This is a genomic window from Paenibacillus pini JCM 16418 (genome assembly GCF_000576305.1).
In the GTDB taxonomy this organism is placed as follows: domain Bacteria; phylum Bacillota; class Bacilli; order Paenibacillales; family Paenibacillaceae; genus Paenibacillus_AQ; species Paenibacillus_AQ pini.
In genome coordinates this window covers 20,954-37,573 of record NZ_BAVZ01000002.1, presented here as the reverse complement: position 1 = coordinate 37,573, position 16,620 = coordinate 20,954, and the positions used below count along the sequence as shown (strand labels likewise).

General features: G+C 42.8%; 13 protein-coding genes and 1 pseudogene. 1 reads left to right on the top strand and 13 read right to left on the bottom strand.

Annotated elements, in window-relative coordinates:
- Nucleotides 1–9: 9 nt before the first annotated feature.
- The 7 genes and pseudogenes from aspS to JCM16418_RS03400 all read right to left on the bottom strand — a co-directional run bounded on the left by aspS (nt 10) and on the right by JCM16418_RS03400 (nt 7,894).
- Nucleotides 10–1,803: an aspartate--tRNA ligase gene (aspS, locus tag JCM16418_RS03425; RefSeq protein ID WP_036646256.1), complete on the bottom strand. Its 1,794-nt coding sequence runs from the start codon at nt 1,801–1,803 to the stop codon at nt 10–12.
- A gap of 57 nt (nt 1,804–1,860) precedes the next feature.
- Nucleotides 1,861–3,105, bottom strand: coding sequence for a histidine--tRNA ligase (gene hisS, locus JCM16418_RS03420; protein ID WP_036646255.1), 1,245 nt, complete (start codon nt 3,103–3,105; stop codon nt 1,861–1,863).
- A 663-nt stretch (nt 3,106–3,768) separates the two neighbouring features.
- Complete coding sequence (locus tag JCM16418_RS03415) at nt 3,769–4,206, bottom strand: hypothetical protein (protein ID WP_036646253.1); 438 nt, start codon at nt 4,204–4,206, stop codon at nt 3,769–3,771.
- Nucleotides 4,207–4,273: 67 nt separating this feature from the next.
- Complete coding sequence (locus JCM16418_RS03410; RefSeq protein ID WP_036646251.1) at nt 4,274–4,780, bottom strand: type 1 glutamine amidotransferase domain-containing protein; 507 nt, start codon at nt 4,778–4,780, stop codon at nt 4,274–4,276.
- Between the two features lie 167 nt (nt 4,781–4,947).
- Nucleotides 4,948–5,112 (bottom strand): hypothetical protein, encoded by a 165-nt coding sequence (locus tag JCM16418_RS24860; RefSeq protein WP_156327205.1) that lies wholly within the window; start codon nt 5,110–5,112, stop codon nt 4,948–4,950.
- A 67-nt stretch (nt 5,113–5,179) separates the two neighbouring features.
- Nucleotides 5,180–5,629, bottom strand: coding sequence for a D-aminoacyl-tRNA deacylase (gene dtd, locus JCM16418_RS03405; RefSeq protein WP_036646249.1), 450 nt, complete (start codon nt 5,627–5,629; stop codon nt 5,180–5,182).
- Nucleotides 5,630–5,717: 88 nt separating this feature from the next.
- A pseudogene (locus JCM16418_RS03400) lies at nt 5,718–7,894 on the bottom strand (RelA/SpoT family protein).
- A 277-nt stretch (nt 7,895–8,171) separates the two neighbouring features.
- Between JCM16418_RS03400 and uraA the strand changes: the two are divergent.
- A complete protein-coding gene (uraA, locus tag JCM16418_RS03395; RefSeq protein ID WP_036646247.1) occupies nt 8,172–9,482 on the top strand; it encodes a uracil permease in 1,311 nt (436 codons plus the stop codon).
- A 67-nt stretch (nt 9,483–9,549) separates the two neighbouring features.
- Here uraA and JCM16418_RS03390 read toward each other — a convergent pair whose 3' ends face one another.
- From JCM16418_RS03390 to JCM16418_RS03365, 6 genes are all read right to left on the bottom strand, one after another.
- Nucleotides 9,550–11,133: an FAD-dependent oxidoreductase gene (locus JCM16418_RS03390; RefSeq protein ID WP_036646245.1), complete on the bottom strand. Its 1,584-nt coding sequence runs from the start codon at nt 11,131–11,133 to the stop codon at nt 9,550–9,552.
- Between the two features lie 11 nt (nt 11,134–11,144).
- The gene (locus tag JCM16418_RS03385; RefSeq protein ID WP_036646242.1) at nt 11,145–12,683 is read right to left on the bottom strand and encodes a DUF4127 family protein; all 1,539 of its coding nucleotides are present in this window, start codon (nt 12,681–12,683) and stop codon (nt 11,145–11,147) included.
- 56 nt (nt 12,684–12,739) lie between these two features.
- A complete protein-coding gene (locus JCM16418_RS03380) occupies nt 12,740–13,585 on the bottom strand; it encodes a carbohydrate ABC transporter permease (RefSeq protein WP_036646240.1) in 846 nt (281 codons plus the stop codon).
- Nucleotides 13,585–14,466 (bottom strand): carbohydrate ABC transporter permease, encoded by an 882-nt coding sequence (locus tag JCM16418_RS03375; protein ID WP_036646236.1) that lies wholly within the window; start codon nt 14,464–14,466, stop codon nt 13,585–13,587. Before JCM16418_RS03375 ends, JCM16418_RS03380 begins: the two co-directional genes overlap by 1 nt.
- A 22-nt stretch (nt 14,467–14,488) precedes the next feature.
- Nucleotides 14,489–15,778 carry an ABC transporter substrate-binding protein gene (locus JCM16418_RS03370; protein ID WP_036646233.1) on the bottom strand — a complete coding sequence of 430 codons (1,290 nt, stop codon included), beginning with the start codon at nt 15,776–15,778 and terminating at the stop codon, nt 14,489–14,491.
- A 268-nt stretch (nt 15,779–16,046) separates the two neighbouring features.
- Entirely contained in the window at nt 16,047–16,565 is a 519-nt protein-coding gene (locus JCM16418_RS03365; protein WP_036646231.1) for an adenine phosphoribosyltransferase, read from the bottom strand.
- Between the last annotated feature and the right edge of the window lie 55 nt (nt 16,566–16,620).

Sequence of the window (16,620 nt, the reverse complement as noted above, 5' to 3'; positions counted from 1 at the left end):
GCCTCCTTATTATGCGTTCTCTTTCTCTTTCTTATCTTCACCTGGCTTCTTCGCAAGCTTGATGTGAAGCTGCTCCAATTGAACATTCTCAACTGGGGATGGAGCGTCCATCAAGAGATCCGTTGCACTAGCCGTTTTAGGGAATGCAATCGTCTCACGCAGATTCGTGCGCTTGGATAGCAACATAACTAGGCGGTCAAGTCCAAATGCAATACCACCGTGTGGAGGTGTACCATATTCAAAGGCATCCAGAAGGTAGCCGAATTTGTCATATGCGTCCTCTGGGGAAAGCCCAAGTGCATTAAACATTTTCTCCTGAATATCACGTTTGTAAATACGCATCGAGCCGCCACCAACTTCATAGCCGTTCAATACGATATCATAGGCTTGAGCCCGAACTTTAAGTGGATCTGTGTCGAACAATTCAAGATCCTCATCATTTGGACGAGTGAACGGATGATGTTCTGCGACATAACGTTTAGCATCCTCATCATAGCTTAGAAGCGGGAAATCCGTTACCCAAGCAAATTTGAAGACATTATCGTCAATTAGACCAAGCTGGCGACCAATTTTGAGACGCAGCGCACCTAGCACATCTGCAACGACTTTTTTGTTATCAGCAGAGAATAGCAACAGGTCTCCTTCTTCAGCGCCAGTGCGTTCTTTAACAGCTGCAATTTCTTCTTCTGTAAAGAACTTGACGATCGGCCCCTTGAACTCGCCTTCTTTAACTTGAATCCAAGCGAGTCCCTTAGCTCCGTAACGACCCGCAAAGACTCCAAGATCATCGATATCCTTACGACTCCAAGTACCGCAGCCTTTGGCATTCAAACATTTCACTTCGCCGCCCTTTTCAATAACGGAAGCAAATACTTTCACACCACTATTCGCAACGATATCATTCAGTTCTACAAGTTCAAGACCAAATCGAAGGTCTGGCTTATCCGAACCATACTTACTCATTGCCTCTGCATGAGTAATACGTTGGAATGGCGTAGGAAGCTCAAAACCAACCGTTTCTCTAAACAGACGAACCATCAGTCTTTCCATCATATTAAGCAGCGTATCACGATCTAAGAATGAAGTCTCAATATCGACTTGCGTAAATTCAGGCTGACGGTCTGCACGTAAGTCTTCATCACGGAAACAACGTGCGATCTGGTAGTAACGCTCAATACCGCCCACCATCAATAGTTGTTTATAAATTTGTGGTGATTGAGGAAGTGCGAAGAATTCACCTGAATGAACACGGCTTGGTACGAGATAGTCACGCGCGCCTTCTGGTGAGCTCTTCGTTAATATTGGAGTTTCAACTTCAATAAATTCTTCTCCATCTAAGAAATCGCGGAAGATTTTAGATGCTTTCGATCTAAGGAGCAATGTCTTCTGCATTTCTGGACGACGAAGGTCTAGATAACGGTATTTAAGTCGTAGTGATTCGTCTACTTCTACACCATCTTCAATGAAAAATGGAGGTGTCTTAGAGCCGTTTAACACTTCGATATCGGTAATTTGAACTTCTAATTCACCTGTTGGCAGGTTCTTGTTAATCGTCTCTGCATCACGCTTTACGACTGTACCTGTAACGGATAGTACATATTCACTGCGAACTTTGTCGGCAGTTGTAAGTGCTTCGCCAGAATAAGCAGGGTTAAATACGACTTGTACAATACCGCTGCGGTCGCGAAGGTCAATAAACAATACGCCACCTAGGTCACGACGAGTTTGCACCCAACCGTTTAGTGTTACCTTTTCTCCTATTTGTGCGTTCGTGATTTTTCCACATTCATGGGTCCTTAACATGATTTCTTCTACCCCTTTTCTATAATTGAGCCTCAGAAAGGCTGGTTAACAAATGTTTTATTCCAGACAAAGATGAAGCTCACTTAATTTAACCGTACGTTGTTCACCGGTTTCCATCGACTTCAGCGCAATTTCTCCACGTACGAGCTCATCGTCTCCCAAAATCGCAGTGTAACGCGCATGTAGTCGGTCAGCCGATTTCATCTGTGCTTTCATTTTACGTCCCAAATAATCACGTTCTGCTGCAAATCCATGTTGACGTAACAAGTTTAGCTGCTTCGTAATTTCACGATTAGCGGCTTCGCCAAGTCCCACCAAGTAAACATCCAGCGGTTTAACCGCATTTAGATCAATCTCTTGGTTTTCTAGAATTAATAAGATCCGCTCTAGTCCGAGGCCAAAGCCAATTCCGGGCTGATCTGGTCCACCAATATCACCTACGAGACCGTTGTATCGGCCTCCTCCACCAATCGTATCAATGGCGCCAATACCTTGCGCTTTATATTCAAACGCTGTATGCGTGTAGTAATCTAGACCGCGTACAAGACGAGGATTGATCACATAATCAACTTCCATTAAGGTCAAATAATCTTTAACTTGTTCAAAATGAACGCTACATTCCTCATCCAGACTCTCCAAGATCGAAGGAGCATCCGTGAACTTGTCTTGATCTACTTTACAATCGAGTACTCGCATCGGGTTACGCTCAATACGGGACTGACAATCTTTGCAAAGGTTGTCCTTCATTGGAGTTAAAAATGCGAGCAGTTTCTCACGGTATTCCGCTCTTACAGCAGGATTACCCACGGAGTTAATCTCAACCGTTACGCCTTGAAGTCCCAGTTCCTTACAGAACTGATATCCAAGCGATACAACCTCAGCATCAATAGCTGGGTCCGTAGCACCGAAAGCTTCAATTCCGTACTGATGAAATTGTCTGTAACGACCCGCTTGTGGACGTTCGTAACGGAACATCGGTCCGATATAATACAGCTTACTCACATCAGGCTCACCATATAGCTTGTTCTCAACGTAAGAACGCACTACACCTGCAGTTCCTTCCGGACGAAGGGTCATACTACGATCACCTTTGTCTTTGAACGTATACATTTCTTTCTCTACAATATCGGTCGTTTCGCCAACACCACGTTTGAATAACTCGGTCTGCTCGAACATCGGCGTGCGAATTTCCCGATAATTATAGCGTCTGCACAAGTCTCTTGCTTTCGCCTCTACAAATTGCCATTTTTCAACAGTGCCCGGCAGAAAATCCTGCGTACCTGTCGGTTTCTGAAAGCCCATGGTTATACCCCCAATTCCATCATCTTATCTTTACAAATATACAAAAAAATCCCCCGCCCTGCCTAAAAAAGCACAGACGAGAGATTGTTATTCACAATACCCGTGGTACCACCCACATTCCGGAATAGTACTCATTAACGGTAACATTCTCTATCCGTAAGCAAGTATATCCGCTCAGCACGTTTAACGCCCGTTCAGCGCAGTATAGCTACTATCAGCGAAGAATTAAATATTCCTCGGCTTGTTCGCCATCTGTTCTCAAAGAAGTCATTCATCCGGTCATCAATAGAATCCTTTCAGCCTAAGGGATTCCTCTCTGCAATTGTGGGGCCAGATTACTTGGTCTCGTCATCGAATCATTTATAACTATTATTAGATTGTAATGATCTAGTGCGCTAAAGTCAAGAGTGTCACTTTATCTGGACAAAGAAAAACCTACAATCGATATTGTAGGTCCAAAGGTAATATATTAAAAGGGGGTCATGTTGTTATTATAACCAGGCTATATTAAGGGAAGATGAAGCTTATGTTACAATCAGATTACAATCTAGAAAGCGCTTTATTTCAAATAAAAAATTGATGATAATTAGCAAAACAAGCCTCTAAATTTGCCAACTCAGGCAATTTAGAGGCTTGTTTTTATTTCAACTAACTATGCTATTATTAGTCAAAGACCTCGACATGTGCACCATTCGAACGTAACTTCTGCACAATATCATCGTATTCATCTTCTTCTACTTTAGCCGATAATACATAGTTCAGATGACTTAAATCAGGATCCGAATCACTAGCATCAATGACAGAGTCATTTCGAGGCTCCAGATCACGGTCATCAGGCTTATGATCTAAATCTTCCACAATAGGTACACCTGGTTCTCCATAAGCAGCTCCCGGAACACCCATAGAGCCTACTGCACCGCCCATATTCATGTTTCCTGCCATATTAACAGGTGCAATCGGTAATAAAACACGGTTCGTCCGGCCAAGCGGTGCACCAAGGCTTCCCACTTCTAGATTTTCGGTTTTAAAAGAAAGTAGTTTCGTTTTTGCGCTCTCTGCCTCATCTTCGGTGTTGAAATAAGCCTGAATTTGCTTCGTCATGTTCATTACCTCCCCATTATACTTTAAAATAATCAATCAACAACCCGCTTCCGGCTCTCCCCGAAGTTTAAAGTACTTTCAGTAGTTCCCGCACAAAGGCTGGCTCATCTTTAGGAGTCCGTGAAGTAATGAAGTTGCCTTCTACAACAACCTCTGCATCCTTAAACTTAGCACCGGCATTTACCATATCATCCTGTAGCGGAGGGTATGAAGTAATCGTCCGGCCTTTCAGAAGGTCAGCGCTAGCCAAAATCTGTGGACCGTGACAAATAGCCGCGATCGGCTTGCCTGCACCGTTAAATTCTGTGATAAATTTCAATATGTTAGGGTCAAGTCGCAAACTCTCTGGAGAAGAACCTCCTGGAATAACGACTGCATCGTAGTCGCTTGCGCTGACTTCTGAAATAGCCTTTTCGGCTGTGTATGAAGCCGTTTTGTTCTTACCTTCCAATGTTTCACCTTGCTTGAGTCCGATGATTTCCGCTTGATGTCCTGCTTTCTTCACTTCATCATAAGGAACCTTCATTTCTGAATCTTCAAATGCATTAGCTAGTAAAAAAGCAACTTTACTCATGGAATTCATTCTCCTCTCGTGTTGGGTTATCCATGTTTTGTTATTACCCTTGGGTATCATCTTTATAACACCCATTCAGATATTACAATTAAATGGGAATGTCAGAGTGCATTAAATTACAAAGCAAATAGGACGATATCCGCTTAGGGATCTCGTCCTATTCATCATCATGCCCTAGGCAAATGTAATTTGCCCTGTCCCTTGATATATCCGTTCCACAAAGGGAACGGCACTTCCCTAATAGACTGCTCAGCATGAATGGCTTCCTTCACACTCTCAGCCGGGTGCAGCGGCTGGGAGAGCAGCGTTGAGGACTTAGGAGATTGATGCATGTGTAGCAGCGCTCCTTCGGTGTGAACTTAAGCTTCTAAGAGTCAGCATAACCACCGGGAGTTGTTTCTATGCCGTACCTTGACTGTCGAGCACCAACGTAACGGGTCCCCAATTAGTAAACGTTACATCCATCATCTCACCAAACTGACCTGTAGCTACTTCAAGCCCCTTACTCTCTAGTTCACGGTTGAAGAATTCATATATTTCCTTAGCCATATCAGGCTTTGCTGCCGCCATGAAATTCGGTCGTCTTCCCTTACGGCAATCCCCATAAAGTGTGAACTGAGATACGGATAAAATGGCTCCACCCATCTCGAGCACATTGAAATTCATTTTACCCTGCTCATCTTCAAAAATCCTTAGTCCTGCAATTTTATCAGCTAAATACCGTGCATCCTGCTCTGTATCCGTATGAGTTACACCAACCAACAGCATTAGCCCCTGGCTAATTTGACCTACAATTTCACCCTCTACCGTAACCTGTGCTTCCTTACAGCGCTGAATAATGATTCTCATCGATGAATTCAACCCCTTTTTCTAATAAGTTGACATGAAAAAGGCTGCTTACGCAGCCATGTTTTATTTAGCAATGTTACCGTTACCCCTACTGAATGATCCGATGAACCGTGTAAACATCTTTCACACGTTTAATTCGTTCTACGACGGAATGGAGATGGTCCGTATTGCGAATGAGGATCGTCATGTGAATCAATGCCATTTTATTCTTATCCGAACGGCCTGTAACCGCTGAAATATTCGTCTTAATCTCTGATACAGCCTGGAGTACTTCGTTTAAAAGACCGTTCCGATCATGACCGGTAATTTCGATATCGACGCTATACTTAGCTTCAATCTCACTTTCCCAATCGACCTCAATGATCCGAGCTGCTTCTTCATTATCATCCGATGCTGGTAAATTAGGGCAATCCGTACGGTGCACGGACACGCCGCGCCCACGAGTAACATAACCTACGATTTCATCTCCGGGTACTGGATTGCAACAACGTGCGAAACGAACCAGCAAGTTATCAATTCCCTTAACGCTGACACCATTCGTTGGACGACTTCTTTTTTCAGTTGGAACCTTGATTTCTTTCTTCTCATGCGTAAGTTCAAGAAGACTAGCTTCCTCCTGCTCTTTACGCAGTTTCTCCGTCAAACGAGTACAAATTTGAGCGGCCGTAATCCCGCCGAATCCGATTCCTGAGAGCATATCTTCAAGATCATTAAACGAGAATTTCTTAGCTACCTCAAGTAACTTATCGTCTGACATCCATTCAGAAGGCTCAAGATTGCGGTTCTTCAGCTCGCGCTCAACCATATCGCGGCCCTTCTCTACATTCTCTTCCCGCTTCTCTTTCTTAAACCACTGCTTAATCTTACTCTTGGCATGTGAAGACTGAGCAATTTTCAGCCAATCCTGACTTGGTCCATAGGAATGCTTCGAAGTCAGAATCTCAATGATATCCCCTGTCTTCAAACGGTGATCCAGTGGGACGATCCGTCCGTTTACCTTAGCACCAATCGTACGATTGCCGACTTCCGTATGAATACGGTAAGCAAAATCGAGTGGAACCGAACCAGAAGGCAGTTCAATAACCTCGCCCTTCGGTGTAAACACGAATACGAGGTCAGAGAAGAAGTCCATTTTGAGTGATTCGACAAATTCGGATGCATCTTTCGCCTCATGTTGTAGTTCAAGAATTTCGCGGAAAAACGTCATTTTATTCTCAAAATTTCCGGTCGCCGTTGTTCCTTCTTTATAGGCCCAGTGCGCAGCAATACCATACTCAGCCGTACGATGCATTTCCCATGTACGGATCTGCACTTCTGTTGGTTCTCCATTCGGTCCAACAACGGTTGTATGCAGCGACTGATACATGTTCGCCTTCGGCATGGCAATATAATCTTTAAACCGCCCTGGCATCGGTTTCCATAGCGTATGGATAATTCCAAGCGTAGCATAGCAATCTTTGATATTGTCTACAATAATGCGGATTGCGAGCAGATCATAGATTTCATTGAACTGCTTATTCTTGGTCGTCATTTTATTAAAAACACTATAAATATGCTTAGGACGACCAGATAGATCGCCTTCAATTCCCATCTCATCCAACTTTTCATGAATACGAGAAATGACGGTATCGACAAATTGCTCACGTTCAGCACGTTTTTTATGAATTAAATTAGCAATACGGTAATATTGCTGTGGATTTAAGTATCGAAGCGAGAGGTCTTCCATTTCGCCTTTGATGGCAGAAATACCTAGACGATCCGCGATGGGGCAAAAGATTTCAAGTGTTTCGTAAGCTATTCTGCGTTGACTTTCTTCTGACTGATATTTTAGTGTACGCATATTATGCAGACGGTCTGCTAATTTAATAACAATGACCCGGATATCCTGTGCCATGGCTATAAACATTTTACGATAATTTTCGTTCTGCTGTTCTTCCTTGGAACGGAACTGAATGCGCTCAAGCTTAGTCAGACCATCCACCAGCATGGCGCAGGTGTTACCGAAATTCGTGCGAATTTCCTGTAGAGAGACTGTCGTATCCTCTACGACGTCATGCAGCAGCGCCGCGACAATGGATGTCGCATCCATCATCATGTTCACGACAATATCTGCAACCGCTAACGGGTGCAGAATATAAGGTTCTCCTGATTTGCGTAGCTGACCATGATGGGCTTGCTCTGCAAAATCGTAGGCTTCCCGGACCCGGTTTAAGTCAGGTTCTTTTAAATAGCTCCGGCCTTTTCAAGTAATCGCTCTATGCCCATGCTAGTATTTCCGTGTCCTTTCTATAATAAAATAGAACCCGCTCATTCTTACAACTGTGCAGGTTCCCTCACGAATGATTTTCTATCATTATGACGCTTGAGCGGCATTACGTCAACATTTCTTGCCCTTGGCTAGACTCTGATAGGTACATCCTTACCAAATTCATCCTCACAAAGGCATATTATTAAATTTCTTATTGTCAAATGGTTGAAATGTAGCTAATCTAGATAAGACATTTTTTGCGGAACGAATAAATTACGTATTGGAGTGAGCCTGTTGCAACGAGAAATTCAAGTTGATCAAAAACTTCCATTTGGCCCAGGATTCCTGCTAAGTTTGCAGCATCTTTTTGCCATGTTCGGAAGCACCGTCCTTGTACCTAACCTATTTCATGTAGATCCAGGTATGATTCTATTGATGAACGGTATTGGTACTCTGCTCTACATTTTAATGTGTAAAGGTAAAATCCCCGCATATCTAGGCTCCAGCTTTGCTTTCATTTCTCCAGTCTTGGTCGTATTAGGAGATAATCCTCAGCAAAACTATCCGCTAGCACTCGGAGCATTTATTGTAACGGGAGTTATATTCGTTATTGTTGCCCTTATCGTACAGTATGCCGGAACCCGATGGATTGATGTCGTTTTCCCACCAGCAGCTATGGGCGCCATCGTCGCTACGATCGGACTTGAGTTAGCGCCAACGGCTGCAGGTATGGCAGGATTGGTTGCTCCAGCAGGTGCACCCGCCGATTGGACTATCAACCCGAACAGTGTCATTCTCTCCATGACAACACTCGGTATTACATTAATTGGTGCTGTGTTATTCCGTGGCTTTCCTAAGATTATACATATTCTGATCGGTATCGTGTCGGGTTATGTACTAGCATATGCACTAGGAATGGTTAATACGGATGCAATTGCTAAAGCTCATTTCTTTTCTGTTCCTACGTTAACAACACCTGCTTGGAATTGGACAGCCATATTAACTATTATTCCTGTTTCGCTTGTGGTGATCGTAGAACATATCGGACATTTATTAGTAACCGGCAACATTGTTGGGCGTAATTTATCTAAAGACCCGGGTCTTCATCGCTCATTAATGGGTAACGGTATTTCTACCATTTTGTCAGGATTTGTTGGCTCGACTCCAAATACAACGTATGGTGAGAATATCGGAGTTATGGCACTTACAAAAGTATATTCGGTATTCGTGATCGGCGGGGCAGCCATCCTTGCAATTATACTCTCGTTCTCTGGTACCTTCTCATCGGTTATTATGAACATTCCTGTTGAAGTAATGGGTGGTGTTTCCTTGCTATTGTTTGGAGTTATTGCTACCTCCGGGCTACGTATCTTCGTTGAGAGAAAAGTGGATTTCTCCAAACCAACGAATATGCTGTTGGCTTCATTAGTACTGATTGTAGGTATCAGTGGCGCGCAGCTTACGGTGTGGGGGGTACAGCTTAAAGGTATGGCACTGGCTACTATAGTTGGTATGGTCCTCAGCTTGTTCTTTAAACTGATAGAAGTTCTGGGGCTTTCCAATGATAAAGATGACCAAGAATTGGTTGAAAAAACACCAGATTGATTTATGCATGCATAAGAATAAAAGGACTTCTCCTAAATGAGGTGAAGTCCTTTTTTATATGATTTAACTATATCCCTTCCATTCCCTCCTCAGGCCAATGCAGCTCCACCCCCTGCTTCATAAGCAGCTTCTGATAGCGCTTTAAGTGCTCTGGTGTAGACTGTACATCCCTTGGTAAAATACCATTTTTGACCGCATACGCGGCTAAATAACCGGAAGATTCACCTATATTCCATTCCGTCGGATGCAGTCGATAACAACCATTAGCAATCTGAGTCATCCCTATATTTTTACAAGCAGGAAGTAAATTCGTGATTCGGACTGGAATTAATGAAGCCAAAGGAATTTCATATGGATAATTTGGAATGTAGAAAGTTCGCTGAGTAACGGTGGTAGGATGCAGATCTAAATGATAGCTGCCAATTCCCACACTGTCTGGATAACGCTTGATCCCTTGAATTCCTCTGAGTTCACGACTAACATCAAGCTCCGTAATGGTATAACGCGCACGTATTCGTCTAGATTCCCGAATATAGGGAGATTTAGCGAGCCCATCCTCCGTTCCCAACACATCTCCACGCAGGCGAACGCCCGGATAACCACACCCACCATCCAATCTCGGGGCTTCCGTTTGTAGCCAGTATACTAGAGATAAGGTTAGCTGACGGGCTTTTTCTGCATGCTTAGCTCGTTCCGGTTCTGAAACACCTATTAGAGTCCCCAGATAATAATCATTCATGGACCAATTCAGGAGAGTCACTTCTCCTTCGTTTAATGGCACGCTCCACAGAGCGGGGTTTACAATCCGCCTGTAATCCCATAAAGAGACGATTCCTTGATCATTAGGGAACATCGTGAACTCTCTAAGTTTCGTTGTATCCGCTGCATCCGAAGCAAACCAACTCAGAATGGGAAACTTCGAGAATGATGGGACAAACCTGAGCCAAGTATCATAATCAGCGGGACGAGCTATTGTAAAATCCTCACCCGCTATATAATCCACGGCAGCTACATGAGTGATTGATTGCATATCGAGTGGGTCAGCAACTTCTAAGGCATGTGGTTCAGACGTTTCTTCCTTAGATTCTGCTCCACTTACATACTCCGTACCCGTGAGTGGAAGCAAATCTCCACATTCCGTTGCATCGAGAAAATAGGAACCCCTAAGGGTTATTTCGACTCCCGTCTGCTGCTGTTTAACAGTCACTGAAACAATATGGTCTCCAGATGTTTCTGCTGAAATCGGCTTAGTCCAATACAATACATTAATGCGCCGCGTGTTGATATAGGCGGCAAGCATATCCTCTAACACACGTAAAGCAATTTTAGGTTCATGAGTTAATCGGCTAACCCAACCTGTTCCTGGATTGAGAAGCGGATCATTTTTGGCCTTCTCTATAAGCGGATAATTCTGTCTATAGTAATTACGAACACGTTCGCGAAATTCACGATATGTTGCGGTACAACCAAATCGTTCAATCCAGCGATGTTCATCTGGAGGAACGGCCTGTGATGTTAACTGCCCACCGATCCAATCCGTTTCTTCAGTGAGAATGACTTTCATCCCTGCCTTCGCTGCAGCTAAAGCAGCTGCAGTACCTCCTAATCCGCCACCAATCACGATTATATCTGCTAGAAATTCCTGTGTCATAACCTGGCCCCCTATTTATCTTTATCCGTAAGGAAACGAGTGCTGAGTCCTACTTCAAAAGTCCGGTTCCACGGCATATAACAATCTGTAATTTCGACTCGGCCTTGTTTGGTATTAATGATACAATCCAGTGTCTCTTCCAGTCGCCTCCAGACGAGATGCGAAACTTGCCCTCGTTGACCATCCAACTGAAATTTATTGAGTCCCATGCTTGCTACTTCTCCACTGTTTAACGTTTCACGCACTACGGCGCAGTAGCAAACGTCTTCCGCATAGCGAAGCGAAAGAAAGTCCAAATGTGCCTGTGTACGACCATAATATAGATACAGCATAGATTGGCAGATAACCGTACCCAGTGTATTAGAGCTCGTATTCCAGCCTGCATATCCTGCCAATTCAAACAGCATCTCCTTCTGACGTAGCATCTTAACCAGCTTCAGATCTCCACCGTTGGCATATCCCACATCTGCTATTGCAACAGGTTTACGGTAATGCCTCAACATATAATTTCCGTATTCTACCAGCTCAATAATATTCCGATAAATATCATAGCTATACAAAGAATGTTGCTGGGATACAGCCTCCATCATCGTTTCGCCCGGCGTATTGATCAGCAATATCATATCTGCTTCTTCAGCGCTGGATGCAATTAGGCCACCTGCAGCGATAATTTGATACTTTAAACTTTCGTAGAAAAATCGATCCTCAAAAAGGGGGATGACAAATCCCCCTTGAACAGCAGCAAGGCGTGGATAAACCATAGGAACTTTGCCACTGTTTTCATTAACCATACGCGCCAATAACGTGCATCCGACTTCATCAGCTCCCGGATACATATACGTTTTCAATTCTAAATTCAGATTTGAAATCAAAGCTCGCACTTTCTGCTGATCTTTCGCCGTATGACCATATGGAGCTGAATCATCCTGCGGAATAATCATGAAATCGATAATACCATCGCTAATCATATCAAGAACCATACGGATCGCTTCAATATTGACAGCGCGGCGATTCATATAATCAGCCATAATTTCCACTGGAAGTTGACTCTCTACATGTTCCAGTTCTTTTAGCTCATCGCTAGTCGCTATTGCCAGCTCTTTTCGGTGACTAATAAAACCTTGTCTAAATATTTCTCTACCCCAATCTGCGTAATAGTCCGGTTCTTCATCTGCAATCGAGTATTGCGGACATCGCATAATAAGCTGAAAAGCAAAGACTTTCAACTTAGGATTATGTTCTTTCAAACCACGTAGCCTTTGTATCCGCATTGCTATCTCTTCCGGCTTCAAGGCATGAAGTCTTGAAGGAATAATACCTCCATACAATAGCGTATCTATCGATAAAATAGCACCGTCTGCGTCCGCACTCTGTTCCTCCGTCCACGACCAAAGCGATTCCGTATGTCCCGGAAGTTTCTTAAACCCCATCATCTCCATCGGAGGACGTACCAACTGATGCTCTGTTCCCTGTGCCAACAAATAAGGGAATTCATAGTTACACGGCCGCTCGTCAAGAGGTACGAAGACAATTTTTAGAGCTTTATCCATATGTGGTAGCATCCTTTCACAAATCATTCCATGTTTAAATAAACTGTAGAGAGTCTTTAACCCTTCACCGCGCCAGCAATCCCTTCCATATAATATCGCTGGGTAAAAAGGAACACGATGATAATAGGTAGCACCGAAATCATAGTCCCTGCGGCAATCCATCCGAAGTTGTATGAAAATTGACCATTTAAATACGTAAGTGCCGCAGCTAGTGGATATTTAGTTGGATCATCTAACACTACGATGGGCCACAGGAAGTTATTCCAGAAGCCCATCATATCGAGTAATGCAATAACCGCGATCGCCGGCTTCACTAATGGTAAAATCAACTGCCACCAGATGCGGAACTCGGAGGCTCCATCCATTTTTCCAGAATCACGCACATCTGACGGTATACCGATGTAGGTCTGCCGCATTAAAAAGATATTAAATACGGATACCGCTGAGGGTAGTACCACACCTAGAAAAGAATTCGTCAGATGAAATGCCTGTATCGTTAAATAATGAACAATGATTGCTGTCGAGGACGGAATAATCATAGTCGCCACCAGTAAAGTGAATACAAGATTCCTACCCTTGAAACGAAAGGTTGCAAGCGGATAAGCTGTCATCGCTGACAAGAAAACATTGGTCACCACACCAAGTACGGTAATGACAACCGTGTTGTAGATATATCTAGGAAAATTCATGAACTGCCAAACCTTCACGTAATTATCAAAATCGATAAACGTAGGAAGTATGGCTGGGGGATTCGTGAATACATTTTTCCCTGGCATTAACGATACACTTAGCAGCCACAGAAATGGCCCCATCATGAAGAGAGCAAGGGCTATCAGCAATATATAAGTGACAAAGAGACGGATACCTGTCTTGAGTGGTTTCATTCGATTGGTCGCTATCATTAGTAAGGATTGACACCGCCTTTCGCATTAAATCGGAACACGAATATGCTAAGCGCGCCAATAATAACGCTTACAATTAATCCTAGTGCAGACGCATATCCGAAATTAAACTGTTCAATACCTTTTTGGAAAATGTAGACGCTAGACGTCAGTGTCGATGTTCCTGGGCCACCTTTAGTCAAAATGTAAACCTCATCAAAAATTCGGATGGCGCCCATAAGGGAGATAAGGGTACAGAACATAATGTGCGGTCTCAGCAATGGAAGTGTAATGTTCCAAATGACCCGCATACGACCTGCACCGTCAACACGAGCTGCTTCATATAAATCAGAAGGAATATTTTGAAGTCCTGCTAGATAAAGCATCATGTAATATCCGAGGCCCTTCCACATTGTAATGAACATTAATACGAATAGTGCTGTGCTGCTTGTGGATAACCAAGATACCTGTTCGTTGATAAGTCCTATTTTCATTAACATAAAATTGATTACACCATTATTACTGAGTAACCAACTCCAGATTAAAGCAACTGCAACCATAGAAGTAACGACAGGAAGATAATAAGCAGTGCGGAATATTTTCACACCTGGTATTTTACCGTTCACCAGGATTGCCATCAGAATCGCTAAAATCTGAATTACAGGTACAACAATGATATACAGTAATGAATTCCATAATGAAATGATGAAATTTGAATCATTGAATGCTTTTACAAAATTGTCGACTCCTATAAAATGCGTTTCAGAAATAACGGAATAATCCGTAAATGATAGTGGTATGCCATAAATAATTGGCCAAAATACAAAAATAGCGACAATCAACAATCCGGGGGCCATAAAGGCCCATGCTGCAAATGATTCTGATCGCATCCCATTCTTCATCCTACATCACCACCTGCCCAATCTATTTTGACTGCAATACTTTATTGACTTCTTGCTCCATCGAATGAAGTGTTTCCTTCACATCGGCTCCATTCAAAACTATTTTCTGTAGCCCACGACCGATAATGGAGTTAATGTCACCAGCGTTAGGCACACCTTGATTAAATTCTACTGCTTTATCCAAACTATTAGCTGATGTTAGTTTAGCTTCCGCTTCTAGAGATTTATCCGTTTCCGTAAAGAATGGATCTTTAATAGACTCTTTTGTCGAAGGTAGTGTATTTGCTACTTTAGAGAACGAAGTTTGATTATCTACATTGGTTACAAAGGCTGCAAATTCAACAGCTTCTTTTGGATGCTTCGATTTAGCAGGAATGACCAGATTCATCGAATTTGATAATCGCTTATCTGCTTGTGTGGTTGGCAATGGAACAGCGATCGTATTTTTGTATATATCGGGTGCAGATGTTTTGATGAAATTGATAAATGTTGTGCCCGCTAGCTCAAAAGCAACTTGTTCACCAGAATAGTACTGAATTTGTTTCGTGAAAGGTACATCTTCCTTGACGATGACTCCATCGGCCATATTTTTCTTGATCGTCTCGATCATAGCAACAGCCTCCGGCGTATTAAACGTTGCCGTTTTCTTGTCCTCAGAGAGCATAGGGATCCCCTCAACCGTAAACAAATTAGGATTCAGCTGCTGTGAATAGCCCATCTTTCCAGTCTTTTGTTTGATTTGACGTGACCAATCAGCTAATTCCTCCATCGTTGTAGGTGGATTGGCCGGATCTAGCCCAGCTTCCTTCACAATCTTGGTATTCATAAACAAGACAGAAGTACTTGTATACCAGGGCATCGCAACCGCCTTACCACCGATAACGGATGAATTAAAGATACCTTCGAAATAGGACTGCTTTTGCTCGTCAGTTAAATATTCGTTGAGATCAAGTACAGCGCCCTTTGTACCCATTTGGCTCGCGAATTCCGTATTTAAATTGACAACGTCAGGGCTACTACCGCTGGCAATACTCGTCAGAAGCTTATTCGTTACCGCATCATAAGGATAGTCCTTCCAGTCGATGGTGACTCCAGTATGAGCTTTCTCATAATCAGCAATCATTTTGTTAAAATAATCCGTAAAGGTCGGTTGAAGTGAAATGGTCCAGAATTCAAGCTTAACAGGTTCCCCTTTTGCAACACTTCCTGTGTCTGCATTTTCTGTCTTCTTACTTGTACAAGCACTTAGACTCATAGTTAGCAGTACGATCGTTAGCAAAGTCAGTACAAAACCTCTTCTGTTCCTTCTCATCTTAAAACCTCCCTAAATTAGATAACTTGATGATGAATAAAATAAAAAAATAAATTTTTAAAACGCTTACAAGGAAAATTATAACAAATTATTTCATAATAAAAAAGATTTTTTTCAATATTTAGTATTTGGGTGAATTTATTTTTCTTTTATTAGCATATTCATCGCTGCTATTCCTGTATTAAAAGACAAAAAAAGGCATCCAGAAGGATGCCTTACGTTAACCATGATATTAAGTTTATTTCCCGGGAAAATACTTCCGGTGTTATTAGTCTTCGTACGTTAGCATTGTGAATACTTCAATACCAGGCAATTTAGCGCGTCCATTGAGGGCAGTCAATTCGATCAAAAAGGCTGCTCCTACAACATTACCGCCCAATTGGTTTACCAAGTTAACCGAAGTTGAAATGGTTCCACCTGTAGCAAGAAGATCATCTGCAATCAGTACATTCTGACCTTTCTTGATAGCATCAGTATGCATCGCAAGCGTATCTTTACCATACTCCAGATCGTATCCAACCTCAATCGTTTCATACGGAAGCTTGCCACTTTTACGAATAGGCACAAAACCCACGCCAAGTGCATAAGCCAGTGGTGCACCTATAACGAATCCCCGTGCTTCAGGACCAGCAATAACATCAATTTTTAGAGAGGATACCAGTTCCTTCATCTCATCAATGGCCTTTTTATAAGCAGGTCCATTTTGCAATAGCGTTGTAATATCTTTGAAACTGATTCCTGGCTGTGGAAAATCCGGAATCACTCGAATAGAATCTTTAAAATCCAAAAAAATCTCCTCCTAAAAGTTTTACGAAGTAAAACTAGCTTCGTAAGCATAATCT